Raw genomic sequence first — 25,169 nt, 5'->3', positions numbered from 1 at the left:
ACCGCGCGATGGCCGCCAAGCCAGCTATCCCTAATTATTTGTGCAGCGCGCGAGCGCCCGCCATGCGACAATGGGCGGTTATCTTGAATAAAGATTGGCCCGTGTTTCAGCAGATCAACTCAAACACTTCGTGGGGTTCGCCGGCAAGCTGGCTCGATCGCGCCGTCTCGCGATCTTGCATGATCCCCTATCAGGGCGTGCCTTACGAGCCGGAGGCGTTTCTTCGCAGCACCAGTCGCCTCCAGATCGCGAAGAAATACCTGCACAAGCGGTTTCTTTTGAGGGCGCATGGCCAGACGCGCCTCGAACAGACACATCTGGACCCTTCGCAGCGAATCCTGTGGGTTTATGCCAAACGCAACTTCGGCGACGCGACGATGGACACGGCCGGCCGCGCGCTGCTCAAGGGCCTGGGCGTGCGCATCGATCTGCTCGCGCTGCCGTCGCTGGTACCGCTGTTCAGCGAAGACGACGTGTTCGGCAAGATCTACGGTGACCCGCGCGAGGTCGATGCGAGCCGCTATGACGCGATTCTGCTCTCCGAGTACAACCTGCCCTCGATTCGCATCAAGACCCAGCACTTCGCGAAGCTGCCCTATGCGGGCCTCTTCCGTTACTTCAACGGCCCCGACCGCAACCAGACCTGCTTCAGCTTCGCGAGCGTGAACGACGTGTTCTCGCTCGGCCACGACGCCGGCTCGCTTGCCGCGCGCAGCAAGCCTTATCTCGCCAGCACGCCCGCAACACGTGAATCGGTGCGCGCTCTCTTGCCCGCGCGTGAGTACATCGCGCTCGCGGCGGGTGGCGTTGACCCCGATCGCACCTACCACCGCTGGTCCGAAGTCATCGAATTGTTGAGCAAGTACGAAAACGCGAGCGCCGCGAAGGAAATCGTCGTGCTCGGTTCGGACAACGGCACGGAAATCGCGCAGCAGTTGTGCGCGAGCGCGCCTGCCAACGTGCGCATCCGATCGCTGACCGGCAAGCTCACGTTCCTTCAGGCACGCGAGATCGTTGCGCACGCCGAGTTGTTCCTGGGCGCGGACGGCGGCCTGATGCACGTCGCCCACACCACGCAAACGCCCAGCGTTTCGCTGTTCAGGCGTCAAGAGCCGCCCTACCTGCGCTTGACCGAAGCCTGCCGATCCATCGGCTTGCAGGGCAGCGGCAACGTGGACACCATCCCGCCCGCACAGGTCGTTGGCGCGGCGTTGCGCCAACTCGCCGCGCTCGTACCCGCGACGGCGCCCGCCGCCGCCTGACAACCCCAAACGGGGCCGCTCGGTCCCACGCCGCGCACGAGCGCGGCTTCATGACGGCGGCGCGCCCACACTCGCGCGCCGCATCATCGCTCTGGCGCGTCAGGCCGCGCTCTGCTGATACTGGATCTTGTGCAGGTGCGCGTACATACCGCCCTTCGAGAGCAGTTCCTGGTGCGTGCCCGATTCGACGATATGGCCGCCATCCATCACGAGGATGCGGTTCGCACGCTCGATCGTCGAGAGGCGGTGCGCGATCACAAGCGTCGTGCGCCCGCGCATCAGCGTTTCGAGCGCCGCCTGCACGTGGCGCTCCGATTCCGAATCGAGTGCCGACGTCGCCTCGTCGAGAATCAGGATCGGTGCATCCTTGTAGATCGCACGGGCGATCGCCAGGCGCTGGCGCTGACCGCCCGAGAACTTCATGCCGTTGTCGCCGATCAGCGTGTCCATGCCCTCGGGCAGTGCCGAGATCGTCTCCCACAGGTTCGCGGCGCGCAGCGCGCGCTCCACGCGCTCGCGGTCCGCCGTCTGGCCATAGGCGACGTTGTTCGCGACCGTGTCGTTGAACAGGACCACGTCCTGGCTCACCATCGCGATCTGGTTGCGCAGCGCATGCACGTCGTAGTCGGCAATCGATACGCCGTCGACCATCACCTGGCCGCCGCTCGGATCGAAAAAGCGCGGCAACAGGTTCACGAGCGTGGTCTTGCCGCTGCCCGACGGACCGGCGAGCGCCACCATTTCGCCGGGATTGATGCGGAACGACACATGGTCGAGCGTCACGCGATGGCTCGCGCCATAGGCGAACGACACGTCGCGGAACTCCACCTCGCCGCGCGCGCGTTCGAGCGGCAAGCCCCCGCCGACGGGCTCGGGCGGCTCGTCGATCAGCCCGAAGATCAGCTCGGCCGCGGTCATGCCGCGCTGAAGCGGCTGGTTCACGTCGATCAGGTGCTTGAGGGGCGAGATCACGAGCAGCATCGACGTGACGAACGCCACGAAGCCGCCAACCGTCGTCTGGTCGTTCGAGGCCTGCACAACGGCAATGGTGATGACGATCGCCAGCGCGATCGAAGCCAGGAATTGCGTAAGCGGCTGTGCGAGCCCGCCCGACACCGTCATGCGCATCTGGTAGCCGCGCAGGCGTTTGCTCATTTCGCCGAAGCGGTCCTTTTCGTAGCGCTCGCCGTTGTGAACCTTGACGACCTTGTAGCCGCCCACCGTCTCCTCGACGATATAGGACAGCTCGTTCGTCAACATCTGATGCTCTCGGTTCAGCCTGCGCAGACGCCGGTTGATCTTGCTGACGAGCCAGCCGATGGCCGGCAGCAGCACGGCGACGATCAACGTGAGCCGCCAGTTCAGGTAGAACAGGTAGCCAAGCAGGAAGACGACCGTGAGTGAGTCGCGCACGAGCGTGACGAGCACACTGAGCAGCACGCCGAGAATCTGGTTGACCTCGAACACGATCGCGTTGATGACCGTGCTCGCGGTTTCACGCTGGAAGAAGCCGACGCTCGCGTGAATCATGCGCTCGAACATCTTGAGCCGCAGCGCGAGCAGCACGCGGTTCGACACGTACTGCAGCAAGTAACCGGACGCGTATTGCGCGAGACCGCGTACGAGCGCCAGCCCGATCACCGCGGTGGGCACCAGCCATTTCGCTTTCGGGTCGCCGCGCGTGCCGAAGCCGTGATCGAGCAGCGGCTTGAGCAGCGCGGGAATGCCGGCTTCGGTGGCGGCCACCACGGCCATCGCGATCACGCCTGCGAGGAGCACCCACATTAGCGGCTTCACATACGGCCACAGCCGCCGGCCAATCACGATCGGCGACGACTTGGTGTCGGAGCCGATCGGCTTGCTCAAGGTTGATCTCTCGCTCAAAATTTCCTCGAAAAAAATGCGGGTAATCTGCCCGCCCCCCGGCAAACAGGTACGCCATTGTAAACGTTCGGCCCAGGAGGCGATGTATCCGCCCGGCCGTGGTCTGCGCCGGCGCGGTTTCGTAGCGTCCGACGTTTTTGTATATACTCACCGATTCGGCTTCGGGGCACGAACGCGCGCGCAACAAGCTTGTGCACGAGGTTCCCTCCGAACGCGAGGCTGGCTCCAGCCGGCCTTCCTGCCTTCTTCACCTTCTTCCAGCCATCGCGAGCCAGCGCCGATGAACGACAGCGCCAAACCCGATGCGATCAGTGTCATCGTCATCGTCAAAAACGAAGCCCACGATATTCGTGACTGCCTCGCTTCCGCGCACGGCTGGGTGGACGAAATCGTCGTGCTCGATTCGGGGAGCACGGACGGCACCCAGGCGATTTGCCGCGAGTTCGACGCGACGGTCGTCGAAACCGACTGGCCCGGTTTCGGGCCGCAAAAACAGCGTGCGCTCGACACGGCCCGCGGCCCCTGGATCCTCTCGCTCGACGCCGACGAACGCGTGTCACCCGCATTGCGCGACGAGATTCTCGCCAGCGTGAAGGCGAACGGGGCCGACCTGTTCCGGGTGCCGCGCCAGTCGAATTACTGCGGCAAGTGGATCCGCCATTCCGGCTGGTCGCCCGACTATGTGACGCGGCTCTTTCGCCGCGACGCGGCGCGCTTCTCGAGCGATCTCGTGCACGAACGCGTGATCGCCGCGCCCGAGGCGCGCGTCGGCACGCTCGCTCAGGCGCTGATTCACTACAGCTTTCGCGACTTCTCCGAAGTACTCGGAAAGATCGACAGCTATTCGACCTACGGCGCAACCCAGGGCGCGGCGCGCGGCAAGCGCGGCGGCCTGCGCAAGGCGCTGCTACACGGCTTCTGGTCTTTCGTGCGCAGCTGGATCATCCAGCGCGGCTTTCTCGACGGCAAGATGGGCTTCGTGCTGGCGATCTCCAACGCCGAAGGCACCTACTACCGCTACCTGAAGCTCATGCTCCTCGAGACACAGCAGTCCGCCGCGGCAAAAACTCGCGACGCCGCACCGGAGAGCCGATGAACGCGCGCCGCGACATGCTGGTTTCGGTGATCGTCAGCACCTATAACCGGCCCGATGCGCTCGAGCGGGTGCTCGCGAGCTTGAGCGCGCAATCCGACACGCACTACGAAATCATCGTCGCCGACGATGGCTCGGCCAACGCCACCCGCGAGACCGTGGAACGCTGCGCTGCGTCGACCCCGGTGCGCATGGAGCACGTGTGGCATCCGGACGATGGCTTCCGTCTCGCCGAGATCCGCAACAAGGGCATCGTGCAGGCCCGTGGCGACTACCTGATCTTCCTCGACGGCGACTGCGTGGTGCAGCACGATTTCGTTGCGCGCCACCGGCAGCTCGCGAGCGAGCGCGTCATCATCACCGGCAGCCGCATCCTGCTCGACGAAGCGCTCACGCAACAGGTGATCGGCCAGACGCTGCCGTTGGCGGATCAGGGCTTCGGCTTCTGGGTGCAGCAACGCCTCGCTGGCCACGTCAACAAGATCGCGCCTCTCTTCGTCAAGCTGCCGGACCGCAAGTGGCGCGTGATCGAGCAGTTCAAGTGGCGCGGCATCAAGGGCTGCAACATGAGCGCCTGGCGCAGCGATATCGAGCGCGTGAACGGATTCGACACCAGCTTCACCGGCTGGGGGCACGAGGACGCCGATTTCGTGGCGCGCCTCGCCAACTGCGGCGTGCAACGCAAGCTCGGCGCCTACGCCACGGAAATTTTCCACTTGTGGCACCGCGAGCAACCGCGCGCGCAGGCTAGCTCCAATGAGGAGCGGGTCAAGATGCGCATTGCGGACGGCACCGTGCGTGCCGAACGCGGGCTGGCCGAACTCGCGAGTTAAACACGCGCTTGCCCGAACGACGGCACGGCATGGCAGCGTGAACACTTCTGCACCGCCTGCCGCCCGATCCCGTCAGTACACGATCTCGATCTCGCTGCCCGCAAACTCGCCGCGCAGCGCGGCGAGCAGGTCGTCGGAGGGCTTGACGCGCCAGGCATCGCCCAGACGCACTTCGCCTTCGGCCCGATCGTTGCGGTAAGCAATCTGCACCGCGAGCCCGTTTGGAATGACCGCTTGCGCGCGCTCTCCGCGATCGCGACCGAAGCCGCCGCGACCGCGCGTTTGCGTAGCGGGCGCCGGCAGCGAATCGTCCGGCTTCGCGCGATACGCTTCGAGCACCGTGCGCAGCGCGAGCGCATTGGCGTTGCCGTTCATTTGCAGCTTCACGGCCTGCGCGTAGCGGCTGCGCGCACGCTCCAGATCCATCACCGTATCGACGGTGAAGCGAATGCCGCCCGTGAATGCATCATTGCGCGCCCCGCCCTGCACGACGAGCAGCTCGTCTTCCTTGAAGAGCGCCTTGTGCGCTTCGAACTGCTCGTTGAACACCGTCACTTCGCACTGTCCGGTGCCGTCGTCGAGCAGCGCGATCAGCATCTTGCCGCGTTGGGTCATTTGCGTGCGCAACGAAGCGATCACGCCCGCGATGAGCTTGTCGCGCCCTTCCTTCAGCTCGCCGATCTTCTGGCGCACGAAGCGGCGCACTTCGTCCTTGTAAGCGTCGAAGAGGTGCCCCGAGAGATAGAAGCCGAGCGCGGCCTTCTCCTCCTGAAGCTTGCGCTTCTCGCCCCATGCGGGTTCATCGACCAGTTCGTGCGCGGCGAGCGGCGCGTCGCCCATATCGAACAGGCCCGCTTGCATGGCGTTGGCGCTCGCCTGGTCGGCGGCTTCCATCGCCATCGGCACGGAGGCGAGCAACTGCGCGCGGTTTGCGTGAATCGTGTCGAATGCGCCGGCGCGGATCATCGCTTCGATCGTGCGGCGATTCACGAGACGACGGTCGATGCGCTCGCAGAAGTCGAACAGGTCCTTGAAGGGGCCGCCCTCTTCGCGCGCGCGCAAGATTTCTTCGATGGCGTTCTGGCCGCTGCCCTTGATCGCGCCAAGACCGTAGCGGATCGTGCGTGAGCGTTTGCCTTCCGCGACGTTCGAATCGGCCACAGGCTCGAAGCGATACGCCGAAGCGTTCACGTCCGGCGGCAGCACGGCCATCTTGTTGGTCAGGCAGTCCTCGAAGAGGATCTTCACCTTGTCGGTGTCGTCCATGGCGAGCGACATATTCGCCGCCATGAATTCCGCCGGATGGTGCGCCTTGAGCCACGCCGTGTGATACGCGAGGAGCGCGTAAGCGGCCGCGTGCGACTTGTTGAAGCCGTAGCCCGCGAACTTCTCCATCAAGTCGAAGGTTTCGTCGGCCTTCTCGCGCGTGAGGCCGTTCTTGGCCGCGCCTTCCGCGAAAATCTCGCGGTGCTTGGCCATTTCCTCGGGCTTCTTCTTACCCATCGCGCGACGCAGCAAGTCGGCGCCGCCGAGCGAGTAGCCGCCGATGATCTGCGCCATCTGCATCACCTGCTCCTGGTAGACCATGATGCCGTAGGTCTCTTTCAGAACAGGTTCGACGCGCGGATCGGGATACTCCACCACTTCGCGGCCATGCTTACGCGCGCAAAAGCTCGGAATCAGGTCCATCGGGCCCGGACGATACAACGCCACGAGTGCGATGATGTCCTCGAACCGGTCGGGCTGCGCGTCTTTCAGCATGCCCTGCATGCCGCGGCTTTCCAGCTGGAACACGGCGACCGTGTTGGCTTTCTTGAGGATCTGGAACGACGGCGCGTCGTCGAGCGGTACCTGGGCGAGCGACCAGTCCTTCTTCGACGGATCGAGCATGCGGATATAGCGCTCGGCCCAGTCGAGAATCGTGAGCGTGGTCAGGCCCAGAAAGTCGAACTTCACGAGGCCGACGGCTTCCACGTCGTCCTTGTCGTACTGGCTCACGACGCCGCTTTCGTCGCCCTGCGTGTAGAGCGGACAGAAGTCGGTGAGCTTGCCAGGCGCGATCAGCACGCCGCCCGCGTGCATGCCCACGTTACGCGTGAGCCCTTCCACGAGCTGCGCGAGGTCGAGCAGCTGGTGGACTTCGTCTTCGTTGTCGTAGCGCTCCTGGAGGAGCGGCTCTTCCTTCATCGCATCGGCGATGGTGACGTGCTTGCCCGGCTTGAACGGAATGAGCTTGGCGACGCCGTCGGTGAAGTTGTAGCCGAGATCGAGCACGCGGCCGATGTCGCGCACGGCCGCCTTCGCCGCCATCGTGCCGAAGGTGGCGATCTGCGACACCGCATCGGCGCCGTACTTCTCCTTCACGTACTGGATGACGCGGTCGCGCCCGTGCTGGCAGAAGTCGATGTCGAAGTCGGGCATCGAGACGCGTTCCGGATTCAGGAAGCGCTCGAACAGCAGGTTGTATCGCAGCGGATCGAGGTCGGTAATGCCCAGCGCGTATGCGACGAGCGACCCCGCGCCCGAACCCCGGCCCGGCCCAACCGGCACGCCGTTGTTCTTGGCCCAGTTGATGAAGTCCGCAACGATCAGGAAGTAGCCCGGGAAACCCATCTTGATGATGGTCCCGCACTCGAATTCGAGCCGCTCGTTGTAGCGCGCGCGCTCCTGCTCGCGTTCGGCTTCATCGGGATACAGCTGCACGAGGCGCTTTTCGAGGCCTTCTCTCGAAAGCTGCACGAGATAGTCGTCGAGCGAAAGGCCGTCGGGCGTTGGGAAGAGCGGCAGCTTCGGCTTGCCGAGTTCGAGCGTGAGGTTGCAGCGCTTCGCGATTTCGATGGTGTTCGCAATGGCCGACGGAATGTCCGCGAACAGCGCGGCCATTTCGTCCTGCGTGCGAAAACGCTGATCGGTCGTGAAACGCTTCTGGCGGCGCGGATTCGCGAGGATGTCGCCTTCCGAGATACACACACGCGCTTCGTGCGCGGTGTATTCCTCGTCGGTCATGAACTGCATGGGGTGCGTGGCGACCACCGGCAGTTTGAGTTGCGACGCGAGCGCCACTGCCTGCCCGACATACTGCTCGCCGCCGGGCTGCCCGCAGCGCTGCAGCTCGATGTAATACGCGTTCGGAAACAGTTTCGCCCAGCGCTGCGCATGGCGATTCGCGCTTTCGGCATTGCCCGCCGCGAGTGCGAGACCCACGTCGCCCTGCTGCGCGCCCGAGATCGCGAGCAGGCCCTCGGCCAGACCTTCTTCGAGCCATGCGACGTCGACTTCCGCGCGGCCGCGATACTGGTTCGTGAGCCACGCTTTGGAAAGCAGCTCGCACAGATTCAGATAGCCGCGCTTGTCCTTCACCAGCAGCAGAAGGCGCGACGGCTTGTCGCGGTCGTCGGGATTCGTGATCCAGACGTCGCAGCCGGCAATGGGTTTGACCCCTTTGCCGCGAGCTTCGGTGTAGAAACGGACGAGGCCGAATGCGTTGCCGAGGTCGGTGAGCGCGAGCGCGCCCTGGCCGTCTTCGGCCGCCGCCTTGACGAGGTCGTCGAGGCGCACGATGCCGTCAGCAATCGAGAATTCGGAATGGACGCGGAGATGGACGAAGCGGGGATCTGACATGGCCGTCATTGTACCTTCAGGGGCACGCGATTTTCGGCGCTCGCTCGCATGCGCACGTGACGTTGGCCGGGGCGGCCCAGCCGATCTAGCCAGGAGCTTGCGCGAGCGCGGGGCGGCGGCGCGATGTGTTGACTACGCCGCAGGCGGCGCGAGGCGCGATTGAGGGATAATAGCGGATTGCGCCCGCCGCGCGCCCTGCCCCAATTCCCGTTTTCGGAGGACCGGCAGTGAGCAGTCAGCAAACGAGACAGCACGCGCGTCCGGCTCCAGTTTCACGCGCTTTTGTGGCGCTTTTCCAGTTGCACCATGCGTATCCTCAATCTCTCCGCTTACCAGTTCGCCACGCTCGACAAGACCGCCGAGTGGCGTCCGCTCGTGCTCGAGCGCTGCAAATCGCTTGATTTGCGGGGCACGATCCTGCTCGCGCCGGAAGGCATCAATCTGTTCGTCGCTGGCGATGAAGGCAACGTGCGCGCCTTCATGGACTACATCAACCATGACCCGCTCTTCGAGGGCAAGTTCGCGACGCTGCGGTTCAAGGAAAGCCTCTCCGAAACGCGGCCCTTCAACCGCATGCTCGTGCGCCTGAAGCGCGAGATCATCACGATGAAGAAGCCCGCGATCCGCCCCGAAGAAGGCCGCGCGCCTTCCGTGGCACCGGTCGTGCTCAAGGAATGGCTCGACCGCGGCTTCGACGACAATGGCCGCCCCGTCGTCATGCTCGACACGCGCAACGCGTTCGAAATCGATGTCGGCACGTTCGACAAGGCGCTCGACTACCGCATCGACAAGTTCAGCGAATTCCCCGGCGTGATCGAAGCGAACCGCGCCGACCTCGAAGGCAAGACGGTCGTGTCGTTCTGCACGGGTGGCATTCGCTGCGAAAAGGCGGCGATCCACATGAAGGAAGTTGGCATCGAGCATGTGTATCAGCTCGAAGGCGGCATTCTCAAGTACTTCGAGGAAGTGGGCGGCGCGCACTACAACGGCGACTGCTTCGTGTTCGACCAGCGCACCGCGCTCAATCCGCAACTCGAACCGACGGACACCGTGCAGTGCTTCGCGTGCCGCGCCGTCGTCACGCCGCAAGAGCAGGATTCGCCGCTCTACGTGGCCGGCAAGAGCTGCCCGGCATGCCATCCGGAGCGCGCGGGCGCGGCGGATGCAGCGCCCGCGGCCCAGGCTGCCGCTTAAGCCGCGCGCGTGAGCGCATCGCCGCAAGGGTATCGCGGGCGCTTCGCGCCCTCGCCCACTGGCCCGCTGCACTTTGGCTCGCTCGTTTCGGCGCTCGCGAGCTGGCTCGACGCGCGAGCGCATCACGGCGCGTGGCTTGTGCGCGTGGAGGACATCGACGGCCCGCGCACCGTGCCGGGCGCAGCCGAGGACATTCTCGCGACGCTCACGGCCTTCGGCTTTCACGCCGACGAGCCGCCGCAATGGCAGAGCCGCCGCACCGTTCTGTACCGCGCGGCGCTCGACCGTCTGATCGCCTCGGGCCGCGTCTACCCGTGCGGCTGCACGCGCAAGGAAATCGCCGACTCGCAATTGCGGGCGCACCAGCGCAATGCCACGCTGATCTATCCAGGCACCTGCCGCGACGGCCTGCACGGCAAGACCGCACGCGCGTGGCGGCTGCGCGTGCCTGACGACGCAACTGCCAACCAAACGGCGGACGAAACCACCAGCGCACAAGACAATCCCGCACTGATCTGCTTCGACGATCGCTGGCAGGGCTCGCAGCAACAGGATCTCGCGACCGAAGTCGGCGATTTCGTGCTCCTGCGCGCGGACGGTCAATGGGCCTACCAGCTCGCCGTGGTCGTCGACGACGCCGAACAACGCATCACGCACGTGGTGCGCGGCGCGGACCTGCTCGACTCGACGGCGCGGCAAATCTGGCTCCAGCAGTGTCTTGGTGTGCCAACGCCCGCGTACCTGCACGTGCCTGTCGTGACAAACGCGGAAGGGGAAAAGCTCTCGAAGCAGACCGGGGCGCAAGCGCTCGACGCATCACGCCCGCTGGAAGCGTTGGTGGCCGCGGCGCGGCATCTGGGTCTCGAGTTGCACGATCGCGCGCCCACAACGCTTGAAGCGTTCCAGCTAGACGCGGTCGAGGCGTGGAAGTGGCGGCTCGCGCAATTGCCAGCCACATAAACAAAACCGGCATGCCGTTAAAAGCGACATGCCGGTTTTTTCTGCGTTGCGCGATGACTCGCGCTCAAACTCAATTCGACGACGACGAAGTCGGCTTGTTGCGCCACGACGCCCCGAGTCCGCCCAGCAACGCCGCCAGCGGCTGCTTCGACTGCGGTTTTTGCGGTGCGGCGTTCGCGGGCGTGTCTTCAGCCTTGCTGCGCGCGCTCGCCGAGGGCTCGTAGGGCTTCAGGAAGAAGTCGTCGATGGGCTGCGCACGATGATGATGCGGACGGTCGAACGACGCCGCGCGGCGGTGCACACCGCGCTCGCCACGCCCTTCGCGGCTTTCATGACCGTCGCGCTCGCGGCGGCGGCTGCCGCCCTCGTGATGCGGCACCGGCACGTCGACCACGAGGCGCTCCACGGTCAGCGGACGCTTGATGAGCTTCTCGATATCGGCGAGCTGCTTTTTCTCGTTCGGGCTGCACAGCGACAGCGCGTCACCCGATGCGCCTGCGCGACCCGTGCGGCCAATACGGTGCACGTAGTCTTCGGCGTTGAAAGGCAGGTCGAAGTTGATGACAGCGGGCAGCTCGGCGATGTCGAGGCCGCGCGCGGCCACGTCGGTCGCCACGAGCGCTTCGATTTCGCCGCGCTTGAAGGCGTCGAGCGCCTGCATGCGCTCGCTCTGCGAGCGGTCGCCGTGAATCGCGGCCGCAACGATGCCCTGCTTTTCGATCTGGCGGGCAAGGCGGCTCGCGCCGATCTTGCTGTTACAGAACACGATCACCTGTTTGAGCCCCCGGTCGCGGATCAGCTGAACGACCGCGCCGGTCTTGTCGCCCTCGGCGACTTCGTACACGATCTGAGTGACGTTGGTCGCCGTGGAGTTGCTGCGCGCCACCTCGATGGTCTGCGGCGTGCGCAGATAGGTCGCGGCAAGCTTCTTGATCTCGGGCGAGAACGTGGCCGAGAAGAGCAGCGTCTGGCGCTCCTTCGGCAGCAGGTTCAGGATGCGCTGCAGGTCGGGCAGGAAGCCCATGTCGAGCATGCGGTCGGCTTCGTCGAGCACGAGCATCTGCACCTGACCCAGGTTCGTGGTCTTTTGCTGCACATGGTCGAGCAGGCGGCCAGGCGTCGCGATCAGGATTTCCACGCCGCGGCGCAGCTCATCGGACTGCGGATTCATGTCGACCCCGCCGAACACCACCGCGCTGCGCAGCGGCGTGTGCTGCGCGTACGTGCGCACGTTGTTAGCGACCTGATCGGCCAGCTCGCGCGTAGGCGTGAGAATCAGCGCGCGCACCGGATGGCGTGCGGGCGAAGCGCTCGTGCTCGCCATCGGCAAGAGGCGTTGCAGGATCGGCAGCGAGAAGCTCGCGGTCTTGCCCGTGCCGGTTTGCGCGGCGCCCATCACGTCGCGCCCCGTGAGCACCACGGGAATCGCCTGCGCCTGGATCGGCGTGGGCGTCGTGTAGCCCTGCTCCTTGACGGCCTTGAGGATTTCGGGGGCCAGACCAAATTGGTCAAAGTTCGCAGTGCTGGGCGTGACGGCTGTGTCGGACATGGTGGCTTCGCTATAAAGGCGCTATTCGCGCAAGGCGCGGAAGCGCCTCAAAAGGTCACTGCTTGGCATTGCAGGTCGATGCAAAGGCGCCGGACATCCCATCAGGCACCCTGCTGCGACGGGCGGAACGCACGCCCGCGAGGGCCTCCCGGCAAACGCATGGCCGGGGATGGCCCGTGTACGACGAGAGAATCTGCCGGGGACGGGGCGCTGGCTCCAACGCCGCGCTCGCTCGGGTTCAACCCGGCCAGACTCACTCGATTCCAGATGGTTCCGGCGCCGTCCTGGTCTATCGACTGGCGCGCACCGGATTGGTCAAAACGGCTCGATCGGCTTTTCAGGCCAATCCGGCAAGCCTCGGGGCGGCTGCTGCCGGCGTTCTGCCCGCCCTTTGCAGCAGGCGCAAAGGGCCGAAAGGCCGGTATTGTAGCACCTTGGCATAAATCCCTATGGCAGCAGGCCATGTGTTCTGCAAAGCGGCGCACGGGAAATCCCCATGCGCCATGCGACGAAACATCGCGCCCTTTTTTCGTCAGCCCCGCTGCTCACCACGTCTCGCGCATCACCATCAGCCGCAGTTCGGTCATGTCCTCGATCGCGTAGCGCACGCCCTCGCGCCCGAGCCCGGAGTCCTTCACGCCACCGTACGGCATGTTATCGACGCGAAATGACGGAATGTCGTTGATGACCACGCCGCCCACGTCGAGGCCGTCCCACGCGCGGTGCGCGTTGGCGAGCGAGTCGGTGAACACGCCTGCCTGCAGGCCGAAATCGCTGTCGTTGACGATTTCGAGCGCACGGCCGAAGTCGTCGAAACGCTCGAGGATCGCGACCGGCCCGAACGCCTCCTTGCGGTAGAGGTCGGTGTCGCGGCGCACGTCTTCGAGCAGCGTGGCCTCGAACATCGCGCCGTCCACCTTGCCGCCCGCGACGATCTTCGCGCCCGCGAGCACCGCGCTCTCCATCCAGCCCGCGAGACGCTTCGACTCGGACTCGGAGATCATCGGCCCGACGAAGGTTTTCTCGTCCTTCGGGTCGCCCATCTTGAGCGTCTTGACCTTGGCGATGAGCTTCTCGCGCAGCGCATCGTAGATCGACGCGTGCACGAGAATGCGCTGCACGCCGATGCAGCTCTGCCCCGACTGGTAGTACGCGCCGAACGCGAGGCGCTCGACCACGTAATCGAGCTTGCCGCCCTGATCGGCGTCGACGATGGCCGCCGCATTGCCGCCCAGTTCCAGCACCACCTTCTTCTTGCCGGCCTTCTTCTTGAGGTCCCAGCCCACCGCGGGCGAGCCCGTGAACGAGAGCAGCTTGAAGCGCTCGTCGGTCGTGAAAAGGTCGGCGCCGTCGCGGTGCGCGGGCAGGATCGAGAACGCGCCCTTGGGCAGATCGGTTTCCGCCAGCACCTCGCCCATGATGAGCGCACCCACGGGCGTGCGGCTCGCGGGCTTCAGCACGAAGGGCACGCCGGCGGCCAGCGCCGGCGCGACCTTGTGCGCCGCCAGATTGAGCGGGAAGTTGAACGGCGAGATGAACGAACACGGCCCGATCGGCACGCGTTTCACGTAGCCGTGATAACCCTTCGCGCGCGCGGAAATCTCGAGATTCACGATCTCCCCGTCGATGCGCACACTCTCTTCGGCGGCCACGCGGAACGTGTCGATCAGGCGCGTGGCCTCGCCGCGCGAGTCGTTGATCGGCTTGCCCGCCTCGATGCAAAGGGCCATCGCCAGTTCGTCGAAGCGCTCGCGAAAACGCGCCACGCAATGATCGAGCACGGCCTGGCGCTTGTACGGCGGGAACGCGCGCATGGCGGGCATGGCGGCCTCGGCTGCGGCGATGGCTTTGTCGATCGCTTTCGCGTCGGCGAGCGCGACGCGCGTGGCGACTTCGCCGCTGTATTTGTCGGTGACTTCGAGGTCGGTGTTGGCGGCGACGGCCTCGTTGGCCAGGTAGTACGGATAGGTCGGTTTGAGCATGACGGGTTCTCCGAAGTGCAGCGTCAAAGCTGCGCGCTCAGGCGCTTGATGTCGCGATTGAGCACGCGCTCGTTGTCCGAATAATCGATGGGCACGTCGATCACGTGCACGCCGGGTTGGGCGAGACACTGCTCGACGAGCGGCTTGAATTCGTCGGCCGAGCCCACGCGGTGGCCATGCGCGCCGTAGCTCTGCGCATAGTCGACGAAATCGGGGTTCTGCAGCGTCATCCCGTAGTCGGGGAAATTCATGTTTTCCTGCTTCCAGCGGATCATGCCGAACGCGTCGTCGCGCAGCAGCAGCACGACGAGATCGAGCTTCAGGCGCACCGCCGTCTCCAGCTCCTGCGAATTCATCATGAAACCGCCGTCGCCGCACACGGCCACGACCTTGCGCTGCGGATGCACGATCTTCGTGGCAATCGCCGAGGGCAGCCCCGCGCCCATCGAGGCGAGCGCGTTGTCGAGCAGGATCGAATTGGGCTCACGCGCGCGGTAGTAGCGCGCGAACCAGATCTTGTACATGCCGTTGTCGAGGCACAGGATGCCGTCGTCGGGCATCGCGCCGTACACGTCGTGCACGAGCCGCACCGGGTACATGGGGAAGCGCTCGTCGTGCTGGCCCCGGGCGAGATGCGCCTCGAAATGGCGCTTGATTTCCTCGAAGCGGGCAAAGTCCCACGCGTGCTCGCGCGGCTTGAGGCTTTCCTTGAGCTGCCACACGGCGTTGGCGATGTCGCCCACCACCTCGATCTGCGGGAAATACACGGGGTCGACTTCCGCGCCGAGAAAATTCACGTGGATGACGGTTTTCTCTTCCGCGCTGCGCATGAAAAACGGCGGCTTTTCGATCACGTCGTGGCCGACGTTGATGATGCAGTCGGCGTGCTCGATCGCGCGGTGCACGAAGTCGCCGTCCGAGAGCGTGGCATTGCCGAGCCAGAGCGGATGCGATTCGTCGATCACGCCCTTGCCCATCTGCGTGGTGAAGAACGGTATGCCGGTTTCGTCGACGAATTCGCGCAACACATTGCGCGTGGTCTTGCGATTTCCGCCAGCGCCGATCATGAGAAGCGGATGACGCGCCTTGCAGATCGCGCCGACTGCATAGCTGACGGCCTTTTCCTCGGCGATCGGCCGGCGGCTGAAACTCTTGGGAATGGGCTTGCCATCGCCCTCTTCGTCGGCCACGTCTTCGGGCAGTTCGAGGTGCACGGCGCCGGGCCGCTCCTGCTCGGCCTGGCGGAACGCCTCGCGCACGAGCGCCGGAATATTGCCGATGGAGACGATCTGCCGCGCGTACTTGGTGAGCGGCTCCATCATGCGCACCACGTCGACGATCTGAAAGTGGCCCTGCTTGCTCGACTTGATGGGCTTCTGGCCCGTGACCATCAGCATGGGCATGCCGCCGAGCTGCGCGTACGCGGCGGCGGTCACGAAGTTGGTGGCGCCCGGCCCGAGCGTGGCGAGGCACACGCCGGTGCGGCCCGTCAGCCGTCCGTATGTGGCGGCCATGAAGCCCGCGGCCTGCTCGTGGCGCGTGACGATCAGACGAATCTTCGAACGCCGCAGCGATTCGAGCAGATCGAGGTTCTCTTCCCCTGGAATACCGAACACATAATCGACGCCTTCGGCTTCGAGCGCCTTCACGAACAGATCCGATGCTTTCATCGACCACCTCGTTGGCAAGAGCGTGGCCGGCGGCGCGGACGGCAGCCGGCCTTCGCGAACAGGCCGACAGGTTACTCCCGCAAGGCGGAATGTGTCGTGAAGCGTGCGTCCGGTGTCAGCGCATGATCGTCGCGCAGCCCGAGAGCACCGGCTTCGGGCTCGCGTCGGACGTGACGTCGTAGAGATCCGCGCCGGGACCCTTGGTCCACCACGTGTAGCGCTCGGCGACGTACTTGACGCCCGAGGCGGCGATCACGCCGACGAAAAGCAGCTTGCGGCCTTCCACGGGCACGAGCGCGAAGCTCTGGCCGTTGGCCGCGTTGAGATAGGTGACCTTGAAGGTCTTGCTGTTTGCGCAGGTGTAGCTGAACGTGTGGCGCGATTGCACCTGGATGTCGCGCACTTCTAGCGGGGCCGCGATCGCCGCGTCAAGGTGCAGCGCGGCCGCGAGACCGCACGCTGTCAGCGCGAGCGCGCCGCCTGACCGGAATGCGCGGAATGCGCGGATTGCGCCGCTTCGACCATCGATCATCGTGTTCTCCGTGTGTTGCGTTGCCCCCGCGCCGCACGCCGCAGGGCATACGCGTGAAGGATTGGCTCACACGATAACCGGCACGCGCGACAGCCGCCTTGCGCGCGGCCACCGCACCGTGCTGGCCGCACGCTCACTGCGCGGCGCCACCCGGCACCGGACGCACCGCCGCGGCCGCTTCGCGGGCGCGCGAGCGGGCCTCGTCGGTGTCGGCGCCCGTGGCGAGCGCAACACCCATGCGGCGCTTCACGAAGCTCTCGGGTTTGCCGAAGAGACGCAGATCCGCACCCGGCACGGCAAGCGCGTCAGCGACGCCCTCGAACGCGATGCCGCGCGCGTCCATGCCGCCGTAGATCACCGCCGACGCGCCCGGACCACGCGCCGTCGTATCGACGGGCAGACCGAGGATCGCGCGCGCGTGCAGTTCGAACTCGGAGAAGCGTTGCGAGGCGAGCGTGACGAGCCCCGTGTCGTGGGGACGTGGGCTCACTTCCGAGAACCACACCTCGTCGCCGCGCACGAACAGCTCCACGCCGAAGAGGCCTCGCCCGCCCAGCGCCTCGGTCACCTTGTGCGAAATCTCGCGCGAGCGCTCGAGCGCCTTCGCGCTCATCGGCTGCGGCTGCCACGATTCGACGTAATCGCCGTCCACCTGGAGGTGGCCGATCGGATCGCAGAAATAGGTTTGCACCTGGCCACTGGCCGGGTCGATGGCGCGCACGGTGAGCTGCGTGATTTCATAGTCGAAGTTGATGAAGCCCTCGACGATCACGCGCCCGCGATTCACGCGGCCGCCTGCCAGCGCATATTCCCAGGCGCGCTCGACGTCGGCGTCGCTGCGCACGACCGACTGCCCTTTCCCCGACGAGGACATCACCGGCTTCACCACGCACGGATAACCGACCTTGGCGACGCCGGCCTTCAGCTCATCGAGCGAATCGGCAAACGCGTAAGGCGAGGTGGCGAGGCCGAGTTCCTCGGCGGCGAGGCGCCGGATGCCCTCGCGGTTCATCGTGAGCTGCGCGGCACGCGCCGTGGGGATCACCTCGGCGACGCCCTCGGCTTCGACGGCAGCGAGCGCGTCGGTAGCGATCGCTTCGATTTCGGGCACGACGAGATGCGGGCGCTCGGCGTCGATGAGCGCGCGCAGCGCCTTGGGATCGGCCATGTCGATCACATGCGCGCGATGCGCGACCTGATGGCCGGGCGCGTTTTCGTAGCGATCGACGGCGATCACCTCAACGCCAAGACGCTGGAGCGCGATGATCACTTCCTTGCCAAGCTCGCCCGCGCCGAGCAGCATGACACGGGTGGCGGAAGCGGAAAGCGGCGTGCCGATGCGGGGGCGGGTCTGCATGATGTCTCCAGAATGGCGGTATGGCGCAAATGCGTAAGAGCGCCGATGTTAACACGCGGCATTGCTGCGGCGAGGCGCTTTGGACCGCCGGCAGCCGCCCGGTTCAAGCGCCTTGCACGCACGTTTGCGCTCGCATGCTGCAGCGCGGTGCGTTACGCTTACGCCTTCGCCGATTACGAGGAACGATGCGATGCCTATCAGCCAGACGCTGAGCCAGACGCACACCCAAACGCCGAGCCAGAGTCCGCGCGCGAATTTGCGCCAGCGCCTGCGCGCGGCCCATGGCGTATTCGCACGAAAGCTGGCTTCGCGCACGGCGATGCTCGCTGCGGCTCTGCTGGTGTGCGCGTGCAAGCTGCCGGTGCACACGGACGCCTCCGCGCCGCTGCCCGATCCTTTCAACCCCGCCACGACGCAACTGCTCGACAACACGCACTGGCAACTGACGGAGTGGAAGCGCGCCGACGGCACGCTGCGCGCGGTGCCGGGCCCGAACGCCGACGCCGGCAGCACCGAAAATCCCGATGCTCGCCCCATCACGCTCGACCTGTCGACCGAGAGCGGCCAACGCCGCGCAAGCGGCTTCTCTGGCTGCAACCGCTATTTCGGCGCCTATTCGCTAAAGAACGGCCTGCTCGCGTTCAGCCAGCTCGGCGGCACGCGCATGGCGTGCATCGGCGCGGGTGGCGAGATCGAGGGCGCCTATCTGGAAGCGCTCTCGCATATCGCGCGCTCGGGCGTGCAGATGCGCCATCCTCAATCGCTCTTTCTCGTGCTCGAAAACGGCGACCGCCTGACGTTCGCAGAGCAAAGCGCCGAGCCCAAGCCTGGCGTTGCGCCGGGCGCCGCCTCCGACACCAAACCGGCGCAGTGAACGCTGTCCGCATGAACCGCCGCGCCCTTGCCCGGCGCGGCTCTTTTTTTGTTGCGCGCGAACCAAAGCGTCGCGCGCAGGGTCTTTGGCGTGTCGGGCACGCAACGCCCGTCGGGCCGAGCGCAACACTGCCTTCAGGTGGATGGCGGCGCGCAGGGGCCGAGCGGTTACACTCCACACGTCGCACACCTTCTCTACGTACATCTTTGGCATGCACACGGTAGTTCCTGGCTGGTTCGGCGTTTCGGCCGTCTGGTTCATCCCTCTGATCTGGCGTCTCGTCAAGTCCGTGCTGCCCGGCGGCGCGGGCCTGCGCGGCCCGGGCACGATCCGGCTCTGGCTCGGCTTCGTTGGCGTGCTCGTCGCGAGCTGCGCGCTCGAGGCGACGCTTATCGACATCGCTGGTTTCGACGCGCTCGGCCATGCGCTTTCGGGCGGGCTCGGCAAGCTCATCGGCCACGTGGCCGCGCCGCTCGCCATGACGGCGCTCCTCCTCGTGAGCTTGCCGTGGCTGCTCGACTTCCATTGGCGCGAATTCCTCGCCTGGGCGGACATCTCGCTCGGACTCGGCCTGAACATCCGCGCCACGCGCGAGACCGACGAGAGCCCGCGCCGCGAGCGCCGCAGCCGCCGCGCGGCGGCCGAAGACGGACTTCCCGCCCATAGCGCGGCCACCGTCAACCCGCCGATGCCAGGCGACGGTGCGCGACGCAAGCGTCCGACGATCTGGCGCCCGCCTGTACGCGAAGTGCGCGAGGGTCGCGATAACTCGCGCACAGCCGGCGCGATGGCCGCGGGAGTTGGCGCAGTGTCGACCGCTGGCGTCGCGCAGGAGGCTTTCGCGGAGGGCGCGTCGTGGCGCGCCGAACCAGGTTTGCGTGGTCCCGCCGATCCCTCGTCGGCATGGGCGCGTACCGAGCCGACCGCGGCAGCCGACTGGCTGCGCGGCACACGTGCCCCGGTGCAAACGCCGCCTGTGGCTGCGCCGCGAGCACCGATGGCGCCGCCGCGCACGCCGTTGCACCAAGGCTCGCCGTTCGGCGACGCGCGCCGCCAGCCGGCGCGTGACACGAGCGCTGCCTCAGAAATGGCGGGCGCGCCAGGCATCCCCACGCAACCCAATGCGCCGTGGCGCGCTGAGCCGAGCCATGGCCGGCCAGCCATGGCTGCCGCAATGACCGGTGCGCGCGCGGCTTCGGCTGCGGTGCACGGTGCGCCGCTCGCGGCCGGTGCCGCCGCCGCCGCGCGCAGCGCCGCGTTCGGCTCGGCGCAGGCACCGCTCGATCCGCTGACATCGCCGTTCGCGCAGCCAGTCATGCCGCGCCGCACGGCGCCGCCGCCCGCGGCGGGCAGCACGGCAGCGCGCGCTGCGGCCGCCGCGCCGCCCCGCGTCGCGAAACCGCCGCGCCCGTACGTCTGGCAGGGGCAGCCGGCGCGCGTGAACCCGCGCCCGCCCATGGCCGCGCCGCGCACCGCGCCGTTCACCTCGCAACTTGCCGAAACGCCGCCCGCGACGCCCGCTTACTCGCGTCCCGCGCCCACCAGCGCGTCGCAGGCGGAAGCGCCGCTGTCGATGAGCGTCCTTGAAACGTTGCGCTCGATCGAAGAGAACGCCGCACGCTGGACGACACTCGCAGGCGCGAGCCTCGCACGCCGCACACTCGACGATGCGGGCACGCTCGCGGGCGAGGAGGAAACGCACCCACAACTGCCGAGCGCATCGACGGACATGTCGAAGGCAGCGGCGCCGGTGACGCCTTCGGACGAATCGCTGGAAACGAAGTTCGCTCCGCTCACACAGCAGGACGGTGACTACGTTTCGCCTAACCCGGGCGTGCGATCGTTGGAGGAGGCGCACGCCGCGCCGCAACCGCACGATACGTCGACAGGCTGGACGCCCGCAGCGCATGCTGCCCCCTACCCTGCCGAGACTCACAGCACCAGAGCGTGCGAGCCGAAGTCGGTCAGCGCCGACGACACGGCTCTGCCAAGCCCGCAGCAACCGATGCACACGCATGGGGACGAAGCCACGCAAGGCGCCTCTAGCGCGGCGACGCGCGTCGAGTCCGTGCAAGCTGCGGAAGAAGCCGCAACGCCCACATCCTGGCCGACGCTGGATCACGGCATGCCGTGGATCCTGCTCGACGACGAACCGTCGGCCGCCGCCCCCGCTGAAACCCACGCCGCCGAGCCGTTCTACACGTTCACCCCTTCGACCGCGCAGGAACCGGCGAGCGCGCCTGCGGTGGCAGTTGCTCCCGTTGCGGCACCAGCGCCCACGGCAACGCAAACACCGGCAGCAGCAAGCGCGCAAGCCTGGCAAAACGCTCCAGCCGAATCGCAGAATGGGCACGACACCTCGGCCGCGTCGAACATCGTGCACTTCCCCCGCTTTGCTCGCGAGGCACAACCCGAGGCCGCCGCGGCGCCTGTGCGTCACGCAACGCCCGTTAGCGAGCAACCGCTCGACGTGAGTGCCCGCACCGACGTCGTCGATACGGCGTCGACGGCGACTTGCGACGAGTCTGCGTACGGCACTTACGGCAGCGTGTTCGAAACCACCTCGCGCGCGACGCCTGCACATGTCGCGCCTGCGCCCGCGCATGCAGCTCCCGTGACACCGTTCGACGCAGCGCCTTCGTCGCCAGCAGAGAAAAACGCGAGCGAGTCTGTCGCCCCTGCTATCGCCCCTGTTGCGCCCATCGTCGACGAGCACCCCGCTTCTTTCGATGAAGCGCATAGGGTTGCGAGCGCGGCGGCCGACGCCTTGCCGGCATTTGACGCACCGGCAACTCAGGCGCAGGGTTTTGACGTGACGCCCGTGCAGCAAGCACCGGCACCCGCAGCAACGCCGCCGTGGGTCGCCGAAACGCAGCCGGAAAGCCGTCGTGCACCCGGCGAAGCGACGTTCACGCCGAACCCCTCGCATCCCGCAGTGCCGGTTACCACGCCGATCGTGGCGGCCTACCCCGCGATCGCGACCGAACCCAGCGCCGCAAGCTCCGGCTTCGAGGCCGAACCCGAAGTGATTGAAGCACCCGAAGCAGTCGACGCCCCCGAACCTGTCCCCCAACGCCCCGCCGTGCGCGGCCACGCGCCCACGTCCTTCGTGTTCGAGCCACTCAGCGCATCGGCGGTCGAACTGCCGGGGCTCGAACTGCTCGAGCGCGCGTCGTCCGAGATCGAGCCCGTCTCCGAGCAGAAGCTGGCCGAAACGAGCCAGCTCATCGAGCAGCGCCTTCAGGAGTTCAAGGTCCCAGTGACCGTGGTCGGCGCGTCGGCGGGTCCCGTCATCACGCGCTTCGAAGTGGAACCCGCGCTCGGCGTGCGCGGCAGCCAGATCGTCGGACTCATGAAGGATCTCTCGCGCGGCCTCGGCCTCACGTCCATCCGCGTGGTCGAAACAATCCCCGGCAAGACCTGCATGGGCCTCGAATTGCCGAACGCGCGCCGCCAGATGATCCGCCTGTCCGAGATCCTCGAATCGGCGCCGTACCATCGCTCGCAGTCGAAGCTCACGATCGCGATGGGCAAGGACATCGTCGGCCATCCGATCGTCACCGATCTGGCCAAGGCGCCGCACATGCTCGTGGCCGGCACGACCGGTTCGGGCAAGTCGGTGGCGATCAACGCGATGATCCTCTCGCTCCTCTACAAGGCGACGCCCGAGGACGTGCGTCTCATCATGATCGACCCGAAGATGCTCGAGCTTTCCGTGTACGAAGGCATTCCGCATCTGCTCGCGCCGGTCGTCACCGACATGAAGCTCGCAGCCAACGCGCTCAACTGGTGCGTAGGCGAGATGGAAAAACGCTACCGGCTGATGTCGGCCGTGGGCGTGCGCAATCTCGCGGGCTTCAACCAGAAGATCCGCGACGCCCAGGCGCAGGAAAAGAAGATCGGCAACCCGTTCTCGCTCACGCCGGAAGCGCCCGAGCCGCTCTCGCCGCTGCCGATGATCGTGGTCGTGATCGACGAGCTCGCCGATCTCATGATGGTCGCGGGCAAGAAGATCGAAGAATTGATCGCGCGTCTCGCACAGAAGGCGCGCGCCGCCGGCATTCACCTGATCCTCGCGACGCAGCGTCCTTCGGTGGACGTGATCACGGGTCTCATCAAGGCGAACATTCCGACCCGTGTGGCGTTCCAGGTGTCGTCGAAGATCGACTCGCGCACGATCCTCGACCAGATGGGCGCGGAGTCGCTGCTCGGCCAGGGCGACATGCTGTTCCTGCCGCCGGGTACGGGCTACCCGCAGCGCGTGCACGGCGCGTTCGTCGCCGACGAGGAAGTGCACGCAGTGGTGGAGTACCTGAAGCAGTTCGGTGAGCCCGAGTACGTCGAGGGCATTCTCGAAGGCCCGGCTTCCGAAGGCGCGCCGCAGGACCTCTTCGGCGAGTCGCCCGACGCCGAGGCCGACCCGCTCTACGACGAGGCCGTGGCCTTCGTCGTGCGCACGCGGCGCGCGTCGATCTCGTCGGTGCAACGGCAACTGCGCATCGGCTACAACCGCGCCGCGCGTCTGGTCGAGCAAATGGAAGCGGCGGGCCTCGTCTCGCCGATGGGCATCAACGGCAGCCGCGAAGTGCTCGTGCCCGGCGGCGGCCAGGGCGAGTGAAGAAGGCGCGCCTCGCGCCTTCTTTCTTCAACTCAACAAGCAACTGCGCCCGTTACTTCGCGGCGAACTTGAAATCGACCGGCGAGCCGATATCGACGCGCTTCGGGTTCGGCTCCAGCAAACCGGTCTGCTGATCGCGGCGGAACACGTAGACGGTATCGCTGTTCTGATTGCCGACGATGAGCCACTGTCCGGTCGGATCGATCGCGAACTCGCGCGGCGACTTGCCGAGGCTCGACTGGCGCCCCACGCGCTTCAATTTCCCGCTGTCACCATCGACGGCGAAGATCGAGATGTCGTTGGCGTCGCCGCGATTCGAGACATAGAGGAACTTGCCGTCCGGCGAAAGATGCAGCGCCGCCGCGCCCTGCGTTCCCTTGAAGCCCGGCTCCGCCAGCTTCTCGACCTGCTCCAGCTTCATGTGGCCATCTTGATACGCAAACACCGTCACGGTGGCAGCCAGCTCGCTCGTGAGATACGCGTGACGGCCGTCATTGCCGAAGATCAGGTGACGCGGACCGCTGCCAGACTTCACATCGGTATAACGCCACTCGGTCGGGCTCACGAGACCGCGGCTGCCGTCCGGCGTGTAGAGGTAGGTCCAGAGCTTGTCGGTGCCGAGATCCTGCGTGAAGAGGTAGCGCCCATCCGGTGAAAACACCGTCGAGTGCACGTGCGCGTTGTCCTGACGCCCCTTCACGGGGCCACCGCCCTCGTGATGCACGGTCAGCACGGACTCGCCGAGCTTCCCGTCCTGCTGCACGGGCAGGACTGCGAAACTGCCGCCCGGGTCGGCCGCGACCGAATAGTTCGCTACGAACAGATAGCGCCCATCCGGCGAGAGGCTCAGATAACACGGATCGTTGCCCTGCGCCGACACCTTGTTGAGGAACGTGAGCTGCCCGCTTGCGGCGTCGAAGCTGAACGCGCTCACGTCGCCGCGCAGGCTCGCGGGACCATTGTCGCCGGGCAGTTCGTTCACGGCGTAGACGAAGCGGTTGTCCTTGCTCACCACGAGAAACGACGGATTCACCGTCTTCGCCACGCTCACCGGCTGCATCTCGCCAGTCTGCGTATCGAAGTGGTAGACGTAGAGGCCCTCGCTCTTGCCGCCCGTATACGTGCCGACGATCAGATTGTAGACACCGCCCGCGGGCGCGGTCGTGGAAGCGGATTGCGCGAACGCGTGCGTCGCGGCGACGGAAGCCATGATGACAACACCTTTGATGAGCTGGGTAAGGAGATGCGCGGGTCCGCGCGCAGTCCGGCGCGCACGCGCAGATGAACGGGAGGGCGCAGGCACGGCGTTTGCGACGGCACGGCGAAGGAACATGTCGACCTCCTTTTTCTTCTCGATGCTGGGGAGCGGGTCCCGGATTCGTCTCGCTTTCGTCTGATACATGGGACACCGGCCAGTATAAGAGAGGTCGCGCACGCCCGCCCCGCAAGCGCGCAGCGGCGTGTGCTGGCGGGAAAAGCGCGAAAAATTGAAGCAATAAAGGGATCAACGCAAAGGATCGAAACCAGCCGCAACCAGGGAGCCGTCATGAACATTCACGTCGCCATCGGGCCGCTCGTCGCGCTCATCGCAGGCATTTTGATTCTTGCCGTGCCGCGCCTGCTCAATTACATCGTCGCGCTGTATCTGATCATCATCGGGATCATCGGGCTTTTCGGCGTGGGCGGCCATCTGTGACCCATGTGGTCACACTCGCGAACGTTTGTTGACGCAGGCGAGAT

At 66.0% G+C, this 25,169-nt stretch carries 16 protein-coding genes; 8 read left to right on the top strand and 8 right to left on the bottom strand.

Annotated elements, in window-relative coordinates; all coding sequences use genetic code 11:
• Positions 1 to 179: 179 nt before the first annotated feature.
• A complete protein-coding gene (locus tag L0U83_RS04275; RefSeq protein ID WP_233880851.1) occupies positions 180 to 1,262 on the top strand; it encodes a glycosyltransferase family 9 protein in 1,083 nt (360 codons plus the stop codon).
• A gap of 99 nt (positions 1,263 to 1,361) precedes the next feature.
• On the opposite strand, the gene msbA is transcribed toward L0U83_RS04275, so the two are convergent.
• Entirely contained in the window at positions 1,362 to 3,146 is a 1,785-nt protein-coding gene (gene msbA, locus L0U83_RS04270) for a lipid A export permease/ATP-binding protein MsbA (protein WP_233880849.1), read from the bottom strand.
• 280 nt (positions 3,147 to 3,426) lie between these two features.
• Here msbA and L0U83_RS04265 point away from each other — a divergent pair, with 280 nt between their 5' ends.
• Both L0U83_RS04265 and L0U83_RS04260 read left to right on the top strand, forming a co-directional pair.
• Positions 3,427 to 4,242 (top strand): glycosyltransferase family 2 protein, encoded by an 816-nt coding sequence (locus L0U83_RS04265; RefSeq protein WP_233880847.1) that lies wholly within the window; start codon positions 3,427 to 3,429, stop codon positions 4,240 to 4,242.
• Positions 4,239 to 5,072, top strand: a complete 834-nt coding sequence (locus L0U83_RS04260; protein ID WP_233880845.1) for a glycosyltransferase family 2 protein — start codon at positions 4,239 to 4,241, stop codon at positions 5,070 to 5,072. Before L0U83_RS04265 ends, L0U83_RS04260 begins: the two co-directional genes overlap by 4 nt.
• A gap of 72 nt (positions 5,073 to 5,144) precedes the next feature.
• On the opposite strand, the gene dnaE is transcribed toward L0U83_RS04260, so the two are convergent.
• Complete coding sequence (dnaE, locus tag L0U83_RS04255) at positions 5,145 to 8,702, bottom strand: DNA polymerase III subunit alpha (RefSeq protein ID WP_233880843.1); 3,558 nt, start codon at positions 8,700 to 8,702, stop codon at positions 5,145 to 5,147.
• A 297-nt stretch (positions 8,703 to 8,999) separates the two neighbouring features.
• On the opposite strand from dnaE, the gene L0U83_RS04250 reads away from it, so the two are divergent.
• A complete protein-coding gene (locus L0U83_RS04250) occupies positions 9,000 to 9,887 on the top strand; it encodes a sulfurtransferase (RefSeq protein WP_233880841.1) in 888 nt (295 codons plus the stop codon).
• Between the two features lie 9 nt (positions 9,888 to 9,896).
• The gene (gene gluQRS / locus L0U83_RS04245) at positions 9,897 to 10,847 is read left to right on the top strand and encodes a tRNA glutamyl-Q(34) synthetase GluQRS (protein WP_233880839.1); all 951 of its coding nucleotides are present in this window, start codon (positions 9,897 to 9,899) and stop codon (positions 10,845 to 10,847) included.
• Positions 10,848 to 10,917: 70 nt separating this feature from the next.
• Here gluQRS and L0U83_RS04240 read toward each other — a convergent pair whose 3' ends face one another.
• The 5 genes from L0U83_RS04240 to purT all read right to left on the bottom strand — a co-directional run bounded on the left by L0U83_RS04240 (position 10,918) and on the right by purT (position 17,937).
• Positions 10,918 to 12,396 (bottom strand): DEAD/DEAH box helicase, encoded by a 1,479-nt coding sequence (locus L0U83_RS04240; RefSeq protein ID WP_233880837.1) that lies wholly within the window; start codon positions 12,394 to 12,396, stop codon positions 10,918 to 10,920.
• A gap of 545 nt (positions 12,397 to 12,941) precedes the next feature.
• Entirely contained in the window at positions 12,942 to 14,378 is a 1,437-nt protein-coding gene (locus L0U83_RS04235) for an aldehyde dehydrogenase family protein (protein ID WP_233880835.1), read from the bottom strand.
• A gap of 23 nt (positions 14,379 to 14,401) precedes the next feature.
• Positions 14,402 to 16,048 (bottom strand): acetolactate synthase large subunit, encoded by a 1,647-nt coding sequence (locus L0U83_RS04230; protein WP_233880833.1) that lies wholly within the window; start codon positions 16,046 to 16,048, stop codon positions 14,402 to 14,404.
• A gap of 115 nt (positions 16,049 to 16,163) precedes the next feature.
• Positions 16,164 to 16,580 carry an MliC family protein gene (locus L0U83_RS04225; RefSeq protein WP_233880831.1) on the bottom strand — a complete coding sequence of 139 codons (417 nt, stop codon included), beginning with the start codon at positions 16,578 to 16,580 and terminating at the stop codon, positions 16,164 to 16,166.
• A gap of 133 nt (positions 16,581 to 16,713) precedes the next feature.
• A complete protein-coding gene (gene purT, locus L0U83_RS04220; protein WP_233880829.1) occupies positions 16,714 to 17,937 on the bottom strand; it encodes a formate-dependent phosphoribosylglycinamide formyltransferase in 1,224 nt (407 codons plus the stop codon).
• A 190-nt stretch (positions 17,938 to 18,127) separates the two neighbouring features.
• Between purT and L0U83_RS04215 the strand changes: the two genes are divergently transcribed.
• On the top strand, positions 18,128 to 18,811 hold the full coding sequence (locus tag L0U83_RS04215) for an META domain-containing protein (RefSeq protein WP_373320977.1): 684 nt from the start codon (positions 18,128 to 18,130) through the stop codon (positions 18,809 to 18,811).
• Between the two features lie 211 nt (positions 18,812 to 19,022).
• Positions 19,023 to 23,429, top strand: coding sequence for an FtsK/SpoIIIE family DNA translocase (locus tag L0U83_RS04210; RefSeq protein ID WP_233880825.1), 4,407 nt, complete (start codon positions 19,023 to 19,025; stop codon positions 23,427 to 23,429).
• 52 nt (positions 23,430 to 23,481) lie between these two features.
• Here L0U83_RS04210 and L0U83_RS04205 read toward each other — a convergent pair whose 3' ends face one another.
• The gene (locus tag L0U83_RS04205; RefSeq protein ID WP_233880822.1) at positions 23,482 to 24,762 is read right to left on the bottom strand and encodes a lactonase family protein; all 1,281 of its coding nucleotides are present in this window, start codon (positions 24,760 to 24,762) and stop codon (positions 23,482 to 23,484) included.
• 213 nt (positions 24,763 to 24,975) lie between these two features.
• Between L0U83_RS04205 and L0U83_RS04200 the strand changes: the two genes are divergently transcribed.
• The gene (locus L0U83_RS04200) at positions 24,976 to 25,125 is read left to right on the top strand and encodes a DUF3096 domain-containing protein (RefSeq protein WP_091998393.1); all 150 of its coding nucleotides are present in this window, start codon (positions 24,976 to 24,978) and stop codon (positions 25,123 to 25,125) included.
• The last annotated feature ends 44 nt before the right edge of the window (positions 25,126 to 25,169 follow it).

The organism is Paraburkholderia flagellata (assembly GCF_021390645.1).
Taxonomy (GTDB): domain Bacteria; phylum Pseudomonadota; class Gammaproteobacteria; order Burkholderiales; family Burkholderiaceae; genus Paraburkholderia; species Paraburkholderia flagellata.
This window is presented reverse-complemented; position numbering and strand designations above follow the sequence as displayed.

Excerpts from the sequence above, each read along its gene's own strand:
- purT (WP_233880829.1), bottom strand. The coding sequence starts at position 17,937 with ATGCAGACCCGCCCCCGCATCGGCACGCCGCTTTCCGCTTCCGCCACC.
- dnaE (WP_233880843.1), bottom strand. The coding sequence starts at position 8,702 with ATGACGGCCATGTCAGATCCCCGCTTCGTCCATCTCCGCGTCCATTCC.
- L0U83_RS04200 (WP_091998393.1), top strand. The coding sequence starts at position 24,976 with ATGAACATTCACGTCGCCATCGGGCCGCTCGTCGCGCTCATCGCAGGC.
- L0U83_RS04275 (WP_233880851.1), top strand. The coding sequence starts at position 180 with ATGATCCCCTATCAGGGCGTGCCTTACGAGCCGGAGGCGTTTCTTCGC.
- L0U83_RS04215 (WP_373320977.1), top strand. The coding sequence starts at position 18,128 with ATGCCTATCAGCCAGACGCTGAGCCAGACGCACACCCAAACGCCGAGC.
- L0U83_RS04260 (WP_233880845.1), top strand. The coding sequence starts at position 4,239 with ATGAACGCGCGCCGCGACATGCTGGTTTCGGTGATCGTCAGCACCTAT.
- L0U83_RS04210 (WP_233880825.1), top strand. The coding sequence starts at position 19,023 with ATGCACACGGTAGTTCCTGGCTGGTTCGGCGTTTCGGCCGTCTGGTTC.
- L0U83_RS04205 (WP_233880822.1), bottom strand. The coding sequence starts at position 24,762 with ATGTTCCTTCGCCGTGCCGTCGCAAACGCCGTGCCTGCGCCCTCCCGT.
- L0U83_RS04235 (WP_233880835.1), bottom strand. The coding sequence starts at position 14,378 with ATGCTCAAACCGACCTATCCGTACTACCTGGCCAACGAGGCCGTCGCC.
- L0U83_RS04265 (WP_233880847.1), top strand. The coding sequence starts at position 3,427 with ATGAACGACAGCGCCAAACCCGATGCGATCAGTGTCATCGTCATCGTC.
- L0U83_RS04240 (WP_233880837.1), bottom strand. The coding sequence starts at position 12,396 with ATGTCCGACACAGCCGTCACGCCCAGCACTGCGAACTTTGACCAATTT.
- L0U83_RS04250 (WP_233880841.1), top strand. The coding sequence starts at position 9,000 with ATGCGTATCCTCAATCTCTCCGCTTACCAGTTCGCCACGCTCGACAAG.
- L0U83_RS04230 (WP_233880833.1), bottom strand. The coding sequence starts at position 16,048 with ATGAAAGCATCGGATCTGTTCGTGAAGGCGCTCGAAGCCGAAGGCGTC.
- L0U83_RS04225 (WP_233880831.1), bottom strand. The coding sequence starts at position 16,580 with ATGATCGATGGTCGAAGCGGCGCAATCCGCGCATTCCGCGCATTCCGG.